15 protein-coding genes are annotated in these 13,301 nt (G+C 48.7%); 1 reads left to right on the forward strand and 14 read right to left on the reverse strand.

The features are described 5' to 3' along the window. Window positions 1-8: 8 nt before the first annotated feature. Complete coding sequence (locus MKX98_RS22715; RefSeq protein WP_339218499.1) at window positions 9-626, reverse strand: NUDIX hydrolase; 618 nt, start codon at window positions 624-626, stop codon at window positions 9-11. A gap of 144 nt (window positions 627-770) precedes the next feature. Here MKX98_RS22715 and MKX98_RS22720 point away from each other — a divergent pair, with 144 nt between their 5' ends. Next, window positions 771-1,253, forward strand: a complete 483-nt coding sequence (locus MKX98_RS22720; protein ID WP_339218501.1) for a hypothetical protein — start codon at window positions 771-773, stop codon at window positions 1,251-1,253. Window positions 1,254-1,360: 107 nt separating this feature from the next. On the opposite strand, the gene MKX98_RS22725 is transcribed toward MKX98_RS22720, so the two are convergent. The 13 genes from MKX98_RS22725 to MKX98_RS22785 all read right to left on the reverse strand — a co-directional run bounded on the left by MKX98_RS22725 (window position 1,361) and on the right by MKX98_RS22785 (window position 13,261). After that, window positions 1,361-1,696 (reverse strand): potassium channel family protein, encoded by a 336-nt coding sequence (locus MKX98_RS22725; RefSeq protein ID WP_194543676.1) that lies wholly within the window; start codon window positions 1,694-1,696, stop codon window positions 1,361-1,363. Between the two features lie 90 nt (window positions 1,697-1,786). Further along, window positions 1,787-2,359: a hypothetical protein gene (locus tag MKX98_RS22730; protein WP_339218504.1), complete on the reverse strand. Its 573-nt coding sequence runs from the start codon at window positions 2,357-2,359 to the stop codon at window positions 1,787-1,789. Window positions 2,360-2,412: 53 nt separating this feature from the next. Then, on the reverse strand, window positions 2,413-5,748 hold the full coding sequence (locus tag MKX98_RS22735) for an SNF2 helicase associated domain-containing protein (RefSeq protein ID WP_339218506.1): 3,336 nt from the start codon (window positions 5,746-5,748) through the stop codon (window positions 2,413-2,415). A 131-nt stretch (window positions 5,749-5,879) separates the two neighbouring features. After that, complete coding sequence (locus MKX98_RS22740) at window positions 5,880-6,185, reverse strand: hypothetical protein (protein ID WP_339218508.1); 306 nt, start codon at window positions 6,183-6,185, stop codon at window positions 5,880-5,882. A 21-nt stretch (window positions 6,186-6,206) separates the two neighbouring features. After that, the gene (locus MKX98_RS22745; protein ID WP_220684513.1) at window positions 6,207-6,716 is read right to left on the reverse strand and encodes a GNAT family N-acetyltransferase; all 510 of its coding nucleotides are present in this window, start codon (window positions 6,714-6,716) and stop codon (window positions 6,207-6,209) included. A 103-nt stretch (window positions 6,717-6,819) separates the two neighbouring features. Continuing rightward, window positions 6,820-7,710, reverse strand: a complete 891-nt coding sequence (locus MKX98_RS22750) for a TIGR01777 family oxidoreductase (RefSeq protein ID WP_339218510.1) — start codon at window positions 7,708-7,710, stop codon at window positions 6,820-6,822. A gap of 133 nt (window positions 7,711-7,843) precedes the next feature. Next, window positions 7,844-8,974, reverse strand: a complete 1,131-nt coding sequence (locus tag MKX98_RS22755; RefSeq protein ID WP_339218512.1) for a methyltransferase domain-containing protein — start codon at window positions 8,972-8,974, stop codon at window positions 7,844-7,846. 21 nt (window positions 8,975-8,995) lie between these two features. Continuing rightward, entirely contained in the window at window positions 8,996-9,565 is a 570-nt protein-coding gene (locus MKX98_RS22760; protein WP_194543682.1) for a methyltransferase domain-containing protein, read from the reverse strand. Window positions 9,566-9,588: 23 nt separating this feature from the next. Further along, on the reverse strand, window positions 9,589-9,762 hold the full coding sequence (locus MKX98_RS22765; protein WP_194543683.1) for a hypothetical protein: 174 nt from the start codon (window positions 9,760-9,762) through the stop codon (window positions 9,589-9,591). Window positions 9,763-9,784: 22 nt separating this feature from the next. Next, window positions 9,785-10,999, reverse strand: a complete 1,215-nt coding sequence (locus MKX98_RS22770; RefSeq protein ID WP_339218514.1) for a glycosyltransferase family 4 protein — start codon at window positions 10,997-10,999, stop codon at window positions 9,785-9,787. Window positions 11,000-11,058: 59 nt separating this feature from the next. Further along, complete coding sequence (locus MKX98_RS22775) at window positions 11,059-11,670, reverse strand: hypothetical protein (RefSeq protein WP_339218515.1); 612 nt, start codon at window positions 11,668-11,670, stop codon at window positions 11,059-11,061. 119 nt (window positions 11,671-11,789) lie between these two features. Further along, window positions 11,790-12,719, reverse strand: coding sequence for an aminoglycoside phosphotransferase family protein (locus MKX98_RS22780; protein ID WP_339218517.1), 930 nt, complete (start codon window positions 12,717-12,719; stop codon window positions 11,790-11,792). Continuing rightward, the gene (locus tag MKX98_RS22785; protein ID WP_339218519.1) at window positions 12,716-13,261 is read right to left on the reverse strand and encodes an STM3941 family protein; all 546 of its coding nucleotides are present in this window, start codon (window positions 13,259-13,261) and stop codon (window positions 12,716-12,718) included. Before MKX98_RS22785 ends, MKX98_RS22780 begins: the two co-directional genes overlap by 4 nt. Window positions 13,262-13,301 lie beyond the last annotated feature (40 nt).

Consider the following 13,301-nt stretch of genomic DNA (forward strand, 5'->3'; position numbering starts at 1 on the left):
TATATGTTTTAATCCAGCCAAGTCGGCAAATGCGGGTTGTTCTCGAATTCGAATATTCTCTTCAGCTGTTCCTTGGTATTCCGTTCTTCGGACAACGGCGGCAGTTCGTCCTGAGGGAAAAAACCGACCGCGGACGTTTCGGTCCCCAGACCTGCGGCTCCGCCCGTAATGTCGCACTGAATAAACATTTTGTACACGTGGAAGGCCGAAGGCGGATGGTTATGAAATTTCTTGTCCAATACGGCCAGCAGCCTCCCTGCACGCACGTCGTAACCGGCCTCTTCCTTCACTTCCTTCACCACGACCTCCGCGGGGGATAAGCCGATGTCCGCCCATCCTCCCGGCAGCGCCCAGGCCCCGTCGGCCTTTTCCTTCACCAGCAGCAGCTTTCCGTCTTGAAAAATAACGCCGCGGACATCCACCTTCGGCGTTTGGTATCCGGTTTCACTCGCAAACAGCGTACGGATCTTCTCTTCGCCCGCCTCGGTATACTCCTGCATGATCTGGATGCTGAGCCCCCTCAGCTGCTCAAACCGTTCCTTGTCATAAACGTCCCTCGTATACTCCAGTCCGGCCTGGCTGATGGCCTGCATCTCCTTGGCCCACGCTAACCATTTTATTGTCATAGGTTTCATCCTCTTCAAAGAATCTCATAATATATAACGCCTGCTATCCGTGATTGGTTTATAATGGAAGTGCTGATTTCAAAATTATAACATATTTTCTAGCAAGTTATGAGACAAAGGATATAAAAGGGGGGACAGCTGGACATGAAAAAAATGCGGCCGGTGTTATACAGTGTTCTTCTAATCATGGTGTTCGGTACCGGGTACTACATCGGATCCAGGTCTGAGAACGTAACGCCGATCTCGAAGGAAAATGCCCGCAAAGCCGTTCAGACCCTGTGGGTGAAAGCCGCCGAACCTCCGCTGCCCAAGGTAAGCATTGACGGCACCGAGATCAAGCTGCAACGCGGCGGTTATTCGTGGTGCAACGGGGATAACTGCGCGACGACGGATGCGGCCCGTCCCAGGCTTGAGGATATGACGCCGGTCGCGGTCCAAGCCGGTGCCGACATTCAATCGAAGCCACCCGAAGGAATACAAGGCTTCACCATTCTCAACCTGACGGATTCAGGTAACGATGGATATACCGTACCAGCGAAAGCCGGCTCGTACCTGTACGAAATTCACTGCACATGGCCCCTGGATCAAGGAGAAGCCAGCTTTTATTTCGCGGTGACGGTTGAATAGACCTGCTGTGGATTGATTTACCAAGCATCTCGCATCCGTCTTTCCATAAGAAAAGAAACAGCCCCGGCGCCAGGGCTGTTTCTTCGTTTTCATTATGAATTCGTTGTTTACTTCTCATCCCTTTGATTCGTTCGGATTAAGGCATACGCCAATTGTCCGGCCATCCCCAGGAATAAACCCGTTCCGACGACAATATAGACCATCGTGAATGTTTTACCAAGCGGCGTCTGCGGCACGAATTCCGGATGCCCTACCGTGCTCAAGGTAACCACGCAGAAATAAAGTGCATCCAGCACCGACAAGCCTTCTTGTCTGGTATAAAACATCGTGCCCGATAACAGCATGATGACGATAAGCACAAACAGCGCTACAAAATACCGCTGCTTAAACGCTCGAAACAGACCGCTGAAAAGACGTTTTAACGTTAGTAAAAAAGATATCATCCCGGAAACCGTCCTATTCTATAACTGGAGTATACGTTACATCAATCTTATACAGCTATTATATCAGCGTTTATGTTCTGCGCCCATCAGCTAAGGATGAACGGAGAGAATATTCCCTTCGGAATCGATACTTCGAAATATAAAACCTCCGATTTGATCGGAAGGCAGCTGTTCATAATGAACGGCATATCCTTGTTCGACATCCATTTCAATGTAGACCCCGGACAAGGCTTTGATCTGATCCAGATCATCGATCGGCTCATCATCCCATGGCTCATTAGTCACGATGATCTTCCTGCTCTCGTTCTCTGAAGTCTCGACCGCCAGTAAGGTATCATACATATCCTCCCCGCGACGGCTAGCAGACCAGATCCGAGTAAAGGGTTCATCTTCGGATCCCCGTTCCAGAACGACCGAGTTCGAAGCACGGTGCAGCAGTCCCCATTTACTTTCCATAAGGGTGACCATCTTCACGTTGCCATCATGCCAGACGATCAGCTTGTGATGATCCCCTATTCTCTCGTATAACTTATCCCCGGTATACGCAGGATGCAAGCGCCGCAAGGCCTGCTCTTCATTGTATACATATCCACCCAGGAAAAGCGGCATGTAACTGATGACGACCAACACGGCTGCCAGTATGAGAAACATTGTTTTTTTCAAAACAACAACTCCTTGTCATCTTTTGCAATCGAGCGCCATCCATACCCATGAGTTTAGCTCTGAAGGGACAACAGCTCCCGGATCTCCGCCTCGGTCCAGCTTGGAAGCGACTCTTCTCCCGGCTGAACCAGTTCCTCGATCAGATCCTTCTTCTTCTGCTGCAGAGCAGCCATTTTATCCTCGATGGTATCCTGAGCCACCAGCCGTATCACCTGCACAACCTTCTTCTGTCCGATGCGATGGGCCCGGTCCATCGCCTGCTGCTCCACAGCCGGATTCCACCACAGGTCATACAAGATCACCGTATCGGCCCCGGTCAGGTTCAGCCCCGTTCCGCCTGCCTTCAGCGAGATGAGGAACACTTCCCGTTCTCCCTCGTTGAAGCGTTCGCACAGCTCCACCCGCTTCGATGCCGGAGTCTGTCCATCCAGATAGAAAAACGGGATCCCCCGATATCCGAGCTCCCCGGCAATCAGATTCAGCATCCCCGTAAACTGGGAGAATACCAGCATCCTTCTGCCTGCAAGACGACATTCCTCAATGGTTTCCAGGAGCTGCTCAAACTTGGCCGAACTGCCCTCATAGCCTTCCACGAATAGGGCCGGGTGACAGCAGATCTGGCGCAGACGGGTAATGCCCGCCAGGATGCGAATCCGGCTTTTCTGAAATCCATCCTGCGCCAAATGCTTGAGCGTCTCCTGTCTTAACTTCGCAAGATAGGCTGTATAGAGCTTCTTCTGTTCGATCAGCAGGCTTGATGCCTGAACCGTCTCGATCTTCTCCGGCAGCTCCTTGAGCACATCCGATTTCAGCCTGCGAAGCAGGAAGGGACGCACCCGCCTCAACACGGTTTCTTTCGGCAATTCCTGAAACGCTTTTCGATCTCCAAAGAGTGCCGGGAAAACGGCGTCATATATGGACCACAGCTCCTCCAGCCGGTTCTCGACCGGGGTGCCTGTCAGTGCAAACCGATAACGGGCATGAAGCGTTTTGACAACCTGAGCCGTTTGCGTTGTATAATTTTTGAAGAATTGGGATTCATCCAGAATTAACGTTAAGAACGGCAGCTTCGCATACCGCTCAACGTCCCTGCGGAGCAGCGGGTACGAAGTAATGATGACATCTGCGTTCCCCGCATTCTGTATAATCTTAGTCCGCTCGGTCTGCGTGCCATCGGCAATGACGGCCTTGATCTCGGGCGCAAACTTCTGGAGCTCGTTAAACCAGTTATAGAGCAGTGAGGCAGGCGCCACGATAAGTGCAGGTTCGCTGCGCTCTCTGATCTCCGGGAGCACCGACAGAATGAAAGCAATGCTCTGAATGGTTTTACCGAGGCCCATGTCATCGGCCAAGATGCCGCCGAAGCGATAATGGGCCATCGTCTTCATCCATTGGAAGCCAAACTTCTGATAATCCCGGAGGACCGTTTCGAGGCTCGGCGGCACGGCAAAATCCAAATGATCCGGATTCTTCACGTGCTGCAGCATTCGGCGCAAGGATCGGCCAAGCTGGACCGTGGATCCCGCTTCTTCCCAATCCAGCAGCTGAAGTCCTTGGACTGCCGGCATTTTGAAAGGTTTGCCCTCCCCTTCGTATAACCAAGGCCCTACCCGGTTCATTAAGGCAACCATAGCCTGGAACTCGGCGCTCTCCAGCGGAAGCAGCGCTCCGTTTCGCAACCGGTGATATTTGCGTTTTTCTTCAAGCGATTTGACGATTTCCCGGATTTCGGCTTCCCGAATCCCCTCCATGTCAAACTTCAATTCAAGCCAATCCGTCCGTTCGTCGACCTCCACCCGCACCTTGGCTCCCATCGGTTCAGTCAGCACCCGTTCCTTCACGGCTGTCGTTGCATAAACAACCAGCAGCTTCTCCAGCTGCGGGATCGTATGATACAGGAAATCGTATTCGGCATCCTCATCGTTCATGAAGAAACCGCCATCCGTTTTGGCAAAGGAGGCGTTTTCCATAAGCTCTAGAATCCGCTGCTCCTGCTCTCCGTCGCGAACGAGGATTGAGCTGCTGCTGCGTGTTGCACGATGTCCCTCCAACGGATTAATGGTGATTTCTCCGTATTGAAATTCGAGTCCGGCCAAAAGCCGGCCACGCACCCTGTCCAGATAGAGCTTCGCTTTCAAAGGCGTTTTGACAATGCGGTCCGATACGGTCTGTGCCACGTGGACACTTCCAAGCTTCATCAGTCCCGGAACCACCCGTTCCATAATGGACTCCATCATCTCAGGTTGAATCCGGATATGCGGTTTATTCGAATTCTCAAGCAGCTCCTTCATCTCGGAGAGTCTTCTGCAAGCATCCAATTCAAGCTGAATGAGCTTACCGTCCACAATGACGAGGCCGTATCCCTCCAGAACGATCATTCGCTCCAGTCCCTCGATCTTCATCAGGTAGTGATCATCCCCTGCTTCATCAAACTCGAATTGAAGGGGGATCGGATCTTGAACGAATTCCAGCTTATCCGTGAGGATCCCGTCCAAAGACAGCAGGGAATGGTTCGAATGGGATATTCGTTCCCTAACCTCAGGCCAAAAAGTGGGAGGAATAATCAGCATTCGGTCGCCGCCTCCCTTTTTGCCATGCGGAGCATACATGTCCAGTGACTGTTTAAACATGCTTTCATGCTCGTATATACGAATCAGCTCATGGAGAATATCATCATCCTCCTTTTTAAAGCTGTGTTGCTCCGGATCGTACGTGAAATTCTTCGTGAACATGCAGGTCTCTCCGAGTTTTACACACGCCAGAAACTCTCGGATCCGCTGCACAATGTACAAGCGTTTCTTACCGATTCGCAGTTCAACGCCAAACAGATATTTCCGATTTCCGTAAGGATATAACTTGAAAATGAACTCCATCTCCAGAACTTCCCGGGTGTCAAACCTGGATGCTGCCGTAGCCCTCCGGCCTGCAGAATAAGAGAACAATCCGAGCAGCTGGCTGCTGAGCCGCGCATCCTGCTCCCCTTCGTCCGAGCTTCTCTCATGCTCCGTAGAGTACCGAGGTGTTAATTGCCCGTCTCCATTATTTCCGCCGTCAGAAGGATGTAATAACGATGGATAGGGGCGCATGGGTGCTTCCACCGTTTGCTCAATATCACGGATATTCAAGAGCAGAGCCGCAATATGTCTGCATCGCTTCCGGGAGAATCCATAATCGATGCAGCTGCATTCCGTGAATACATCCCCATTCGAGTCAATCTCGGCATAGGCGATACCCGGCTCCTGATCCGTCACTTCAGCCTCGTATTTCCGAGTGTCCGTATCTTGTTTCAACATCGTAACATGTCCATCTCTATATAAAACCCCGCCGCGATCGTAGGAGGTCTTTCCGCATAATAACTTGATCACCCGTTCGGTCAGCTGGTAACCCATAACCACAATCCCTTCTCTAATTGCTGCTAAAAAACAGTATACCATGTTGGGCGAAAAGGCTAGTAATGCCGACGGCCGATAGTAGAAAACGTCTATCGACGTCCATTCCAGAAGCAAAAAAGAACTCGCCGCTACGGCAAGTTCTTCTTCCGCTGTTTCTCATAAGACCGGGTCAATTTGTCATAACGGGTGTTTTTACCTCTCCATGCTCCGCTAGAAATAAGGAAGCCGACAATCATATAGATCAAAAAATAATAATAATACCGTGTTATAAAAAAATCAGGATCAAACCGGTCCTTGTCAAAAAACCAGGTAGCTGCAGCCCACACAACATATAGAAATAAGCCGTGAGCCAGTCCTCGGGATAGTACGAATTTGCCTCTCCCCTTCGCCCGGATCTGAGTCCATTTTCGATAGAATCGCTCATCTCGATCCATCCAACCCCTCCGTTTCGTGGCTTAGATACGTTTGTAATACAGCACCGTCCCGTCCAGTTCGCCGTTAGAGGATATGGCATAATCGGGTATAATCCCAGCTTGGATGTAACCCAGAGACTGATACAGCTTGTTGGAGGGGTCCCCCTCCCGGGTATCTAATACCAACAACGTTCTACCCTCTGCCTTGGCTTTCGGCTCCAGATGAAGCATCAACGTTCTGCCGATACCTCCGCGGCGAGATACAGGATCCACCATCAGTTTTGCTACCTCGGCCCGGTGTCTGCCATTTGCCTTCATGGCGCATTGCAGCTGAACCGTGCCAATCGCCTGCCCATCCTGTACGGCAACCCACAGGGTAACCCCTGGGCCAAGCACATCCTCCCAGTAAGCGAAAGCTTCATCGTAAGACAGCGGCGGTAAGAATCCTACCGATGCCCCATCTTCTACTACCCGAATCAATAGTTCCGTTAATTGATGATGCGTCTCGCTTTCTAATTGGTCGACCTCCATAATCGTAAACGCAGAATTCATTACAGTACACTCCCTCTCTCATCTAATAAATTCATTCTATCCGTTCCGTTTCCATATGCAATCATTTTTACAATGCGTAATCCACCAAGGCGTTAAAATCCACTTATCGCTTCAAGATGTCAGCCAGTGCTTTATTCAGCGTATCATATGTACAATGAAATCCTGCCTTGCAGAGTCTGTCAGGAATGACCCATCGGCTCTTCAGCACGAGTTCCGTTTCGGTTTGAATCAGCCGGGCTCCCAGTTCAAGCAGCCATTTGGGTGATGGCAATCCCATTCTGCGATTCAATGCAAGCCGAAGCTGCTCCATTAGTTCCTTGTTCGTAACCGGATGAGGGGAGGCACAATTGAATATCCCGCTCAGCTCTGCTCTTTCTTGTAAAAACAGGATCATACGATACAAATCCTCTATATGAATCCAGCTGAACTTTTGCTTGCCTGTACCTTGAACGCCACCGAGTCCGTATTTTACCAAGTTAACATAAGGTGTCATGACGCCGCCCCCCGGTCCCAGCACGATGGCAATGCGTAAAGCGATTTGTCTTGTTTGAGGCAGTGAGAACGAGAAAAAAGCGCGCTCCCATGCCTTGGCAACCTCAACCGAGAAACCTGTCCCGATTTCACCCTGTTCCTCCGTCATCGGCTTATCTTCAGCGTGGCGATAAATCGTGGCCGTACTGGAATTAAACCATGTACGAGGAGGAGTACGGCATGCCTCGATAGCCGTGCCGAGTATATTCGTTGTATCTATTCTTGATTTCAGAATCAGCTTCTTATTTTCCTCATCGTAACGGCAATTGACCGATTTACCTGCAAGATTAATCAGCATATCCGCCCCCTCCAGAGCAGCGACGATCGCTTCTTGATCGTTCCATGGGATATGACCCTTCCGTCGGGATATCATAAGTACTTGTGCTTGCTGCTCATTCGTGAATTTTTTCGCAAGATAAGTTCCGATAAAACCTGTTCCACCAGCCAGAACGATCTTTTTCATAGAATAGAATCAGCTCATTTCTCTATGTTTTATCCCCATTATAAATTCCCATTTTATCTATTTGTTTCTTACAATATATCATTTTTCAGTAAAGAATAAAAAGAAAACACCTTCCTTATAGAAGATGTTCCATTCATATAGCGCTGCCGGATTTGTATGATGATTTCAGAAAAACACCAAATTCTCTTTTCTTCCCGGTCCCTTCGGTATCCCCCAATTTCTTATATCTGTCAAAATGCGTTCCATTAATCAAAATAGCCTTCTCCTTCTCCGGCTCGGCTCCGGATTCCCAAAATAGAACCCCTGTAACACTCTGGTCTAATTTCCTCAGAAATGCTTCCCGCGCCGGCAGATCGTCCATCACATGATAGAATACGGTTAGAAGCAACCCGATATCATATGTTTCCGTAAGACTTGAGCGTTCAAACCGCCCCTCCTTGAGATCAAAATGAACCCGTTCGAGAACGTTCAGCTGCCTTGCCAGTTCGTAATGCTCAGCCATTGGCTCATAACCTGTGACGATAGCCCCCTGACGCGTAAAGTGTCTGGCATAAAATCCGATGTTGCAGCCGATATCGATTACCCTTTTTCCTCGTACGGATGAGGAACCCAGATACTCCATAATCAGATCCATACGGGTAGGATAAGCATCATCCCGTTCACTCTTCAAATGCATGAAGTGAGGATTCAAAATCGGCGTATAAATCAGGGTTCGAAGATGTCGGGAAAAGACCTCGGTTACCTTGTTCACAGCAACCGTATGCTTCCACTCCTCATAGTCGCGAACGGTCATTCGGGCGGGGACGTGCCTTACTCCGCTGAGATATTGAAAGATGGCTCGATGGTGGCCGTCTTTCAAACGAAAATAACCGCCTTTCCTGTTATATTGGACCAGAATCGGATCTTCGTTGAAATGCTCCTTATCATTGGCGAACAAGGCAGCCATCGTGACATATTGTATGCGCCGCTGCTCCAATAAATCGTTATCCGAAATAGGCACCTTCATATCACGGGTGATATATATGGAGGAATGCCAATCCAGATACAACTTCGGATCCCCCCCTTGATTCATAAGGTGACGGTACAATTGTAAATGGGGTGACAACCGAATAATTGGAAGATCGGCATATCTTGTATGAACTTCATACCAGGCTTCCGTGTAGTTTGGAATTTCGGCTTTATGTTCCTCTTCTATGAAATCCGTAAATAACAATTCCAGCGGTACTTTCGTGACCATGGTCTGCAAATGTGATTCAGATGACATTGCGCAAGCCTCCCTTCTCTTTTACTTGCCTGGCATCGAAAACAAATACGTGGAGAAATCACGGTTAATGTAATCCCTAAAATGCCTTTTGTCGACTACGGGAAGCAGATCCAGCTCCTCCGTTGTCCATGTGCTCAAATGGGTTTCGAAATCATTACCGTACACTGCTCCCTGCGGCCAGTCTGTTCCAATCGGGATATTTAGCAGGACAAAGCGGGATTTTTCAATACAGGTCTGCAGCAGCACAAGCGCCCGCTCTTTTGTAAAGTGCTCCAGAACGTCACCCAGAATGATCAGATCGAATTGTCCTGGCTGAACCTCCGTTTGTATATGATCGAATGCATCCGCAACATGGATGATATTGTAGAAACAGGAATGATATGAATCAATATTGACCGGATAAATTTCAATCCCTTCGATTCGCGTATCCCAATATGTGCGGAATACGCGCCCTTCCCAAACATCTAAATATTCGCGGCAGATCATTCCCCAACGGCCAAATCCAACGCCGACATCCAGTACGGACTTCGGAGATACATACCGGATCAGATCCACACAAAAAGATAAATTCTGCCAGTTAGATGTTCCCATTCCCATACCTCCATTCGATCATTCTATTTCATATTCATCATCATATTAATAATCCGGTAATCCGGTATGAAATAATCCTTAGGAAGCCGGCTTACTGTTTGCTCCCACACCATTTGATTCACCATGAATGACGAAGGGAATTGATTGACCAGAAACAAATGACTGTACTGGTCTCCGGGTACCTCTATCAAATGCATGGTCCTTCCTCCCTTTCCTAGGTTACTGGGCCTTGCTTATCTCTTTTTGATAAATCTCCAATATTCGCTTCACCATGGAATCCAGACCACGATGAGCCAATGCCCATTTCCGCGCTTGTTTACCTAGAAGCCTACGGTACGCTTCATCTTCCAGCAACATATTCAGACGTGCAGTAAGCATATCGTCATTCCCGGTCTGAAAGAGAAGGCCGTTCACCTCATGCTGTACCGCTTCCTTAAGACCGCCCGCATCCGAAGAAACGATCGGCAATTCGGCAATCTGCGCCTCCATCACAGAATAGGAGAGGGTCTCCATCAGACTTGGCATAACAAAAATATCTGCCAGCCCTAACAACGCAGGAACATCGTCACGCGAGCCCCAAAAACGGACTGCCCCCGTCATACCCAACTGACCAACGCGATATTCGTACAATGCACGCTGATCTCCGTCTCCAACAAGCCAGCACTCCCAGTCCTGACGAAAAGCATGGAGTTTGCCCAAGGCTTCCAACAACACGTGAATGCCCTTTTCATGACTGAGTCTGGAGGTGCAGATGATCACTTTCTTGTCCACGGGTCGAGTCAGTTCGTGCTCTTTCTTCAACCTGTCTTCGAAGCTTGGAATATCCATCGCATAGGGAATCAATGAGATCCGGGATACCGGCAGACCAAAGTACGATACCACGACATCCCTCAGCCATTCGGAAGCCAGAAGCACCTGATCGCTGGATGAGCCCCCGATATTCTCAATCGATTTATAATAATTCCAGACAAGTAATGGGCTGGAAGGTTTAATCCCTTGATCATTTTGGACCATATTCAAAATAGTAAGTGCCACGGAAGCATGAATGCTGGTTACCAATGGTATGCCCGCAGGTTTCACCCGACTGACGGCTGCCGCAGCCAGCACATCCTGTGCATGGATGACATCGTATTGCTCCAAGTCCAAATAAGAAAGCGTTAGCTCCAAACATAACCGCTCAGATTCAGCATGCCTGACCCAATTATCCGAGAATATAGGGGATGCTGCTGGGAGATTCGCCTCCAACATCGGTTTATAATGACTCTTGAACACCTTCCGGTTATCATCTCCATACACATAAAAGCAATCAATTCTGTCACCGACCATGTCGACCTCATGCCCCAATGCCTCAAGCCCCTGCTTGATCTGCAGCATATACTTCCATAGTCCACCGACATGAGGAATCAGGAATATCGTCACGAGCAATATCTTCAAGCACCCCACCCTTTCCGAAAAAACCTCGTCATAAACAGCTTCTAATACTGCGAAATTATTTACAGGATCGGCTCCCCTATTCGGCACTTGTGGAACTCCTCACTAGTTAAATGAACAATCTCTTCAACTCTCCACCGATAGAAAGCAAAGATGGCGGGTCCTCCGATTTTCCGCAGCATATGCCGCTCCCCATAGTAGATCGACCCATTCGGAGCGCTGTATACTCTGCCGTTAATAAGAAAAGACGTGAGCAAGGATGCATCATGAATCATATCCCCTTGAGGGAGTATAGCGATTAGTTCGTCCGGCAAGATGACAACGCTGGAATAATTAAAATGGAGCCTATGATACATTTCGTGGGAAATAATCGGATGAAGACGCCGATCGCTCCACAGATAGATTTCCGATCCGCTGTTTTTTACTAGAAGGGTTGAAGGACTGTTCATGATGAAATCCCCGGATATATTCACGGGTGACCCGGTCTCCATTTCTTCGAGTACCGACTCATTCAATTCCACCATGCTTTTCGCGGTAAATCCGTACGAATGGAAAGTCGCCATATCGCTAATGGGCCGTTTCTTGCCATGCTCAACCAAATAAACAGCAGAATACAAGCCCCTAATTAGAGTGCCATCCGGTACACGGCTCCTTACCCGATCGGTATGCTGCATGACGTTCCCACCCTTCAACTAAACCTAGTCCATTATATTCTTGGCCAATGATTCTGGACTCGTCAGTTATCTATTCCGTTTCACACATTTCTCTCATAAAAAAAGATCCCCGTAGGGATCTATCGATTTAATAGAGATATAATTTTGTCTTTCATATACTGATAGCTGTGGGGATCATCCTTCTTCGCATAAAAACGGAGTCCGTCCAGCGCTTTGAACAGTTGATAGCCTAACAGTCTCTCCTCAAAATATGGAATACTTACGCCTTGCTGCTCCAGGGCTTGCTGCAGCCTACTTGGAAACTCCAGCATCGGGTACCACATATGAAGAACGGAAACATCCAGCATGAAGTCGCCGAACATGGCCATCTCCCAATCCACGATCCCCGTAACGTTCTCGTTCTCTCCCAGCATATTACCCAAATGGAAATCTCCATGTACAAGATATCGCTCCGGAGGCGAATAGCGAACCCGTTCGATCATCGTTAGGTAGATTTCTTCAAAAAACTCTTTTTCCAGAAAGCTGTTCTCATACAGATTGTGCCATCCATGGTAGAAGCCTTCTTGCTCCTCATCGAAAACAGACGTGATGTAATCCAGCCATGAACGATGGACAGCCTTGCCTTCCGGAGTAATCCAGCCGTAACCCTCATGGGAATCCGCGACATGTACCTGACGGATCCGCATGAATTGATGGACAATGTCGGGGATGAGCGCTCGAATTTGCGTCGGTTCAAGAGCACTTATCGGCGTTCCGGATACTCTGTCCGAGATGGAGAAATGAATATTCTCCATTCTCCCTACCTTGTGGATACGGGGAATGGGCAAGGATTGTTCACCGTACATATCGTAGATTTTGAACACTTTATGAAGGCTATCCTCATTATCCTTAAAATGAATGACATAATCGGCATCGCCCTTGCGGTAACTGAACACCTTGCTCAGTTCGCCCATCTCGATGGGGGTGACATTCATTACCGATTCCCCTTCAATATGCTTCAGATGGCTTACCGCCATATCCAAAGTCATTTCCGGCTTAAATGTTCTCATAACATGTTCTCCTCCTTCAGCATCTGATCCGGGTTCGATTTGGACGCATTCCATCTTCGATACAACAAAGGGAACAGTTCGTATATATTAGCGGAGATACTCGATGCAGAAATATGAATCGTAGAGCCCGTCATGCCTTTATTCATACGCATGAGCTTCCGCTTCCAGGCAGGGTGCCGGGACATCAGATGGTCAGGATCATAAACTTCAATTCCTATGAATTTCTCATTCTTGATCTGATAGATATGAATATTTTTAATTTCGTCCCACGCGACGGCTCCTGCGCTCACATAAGAGGATTTATCGACGAACCCCTCCCTATGGATCAAGAGTGCCGGAGCCGATTGGAACAGCTTGGTAACGGCAAACACCAGCCCCGCGCCAAAAAACAACGCACAGATGATTCCGACAATGGCGATAACCATGTTGTCCGACGTCACCCCGCCGTATACCAATCCACTACCTAGCAGCACAAACGCCAAAGAGCCCACTAGCATTTTGGTTACCTTAGGATAAATCTTTATTTCTTCTTGTTCCTGCATGAGTCGCACTCCTTGTATGAATTAACTTATGTCGATGGCT

The organism is Paenibacillus sp. FSL W7-1332 (genome assembly GCF_037969785.1).
GTDB lineage: Bacteria > Bacillota > Bacilli > Paenibacillales > Paenibacillaceae > Paenibacillus_AQ.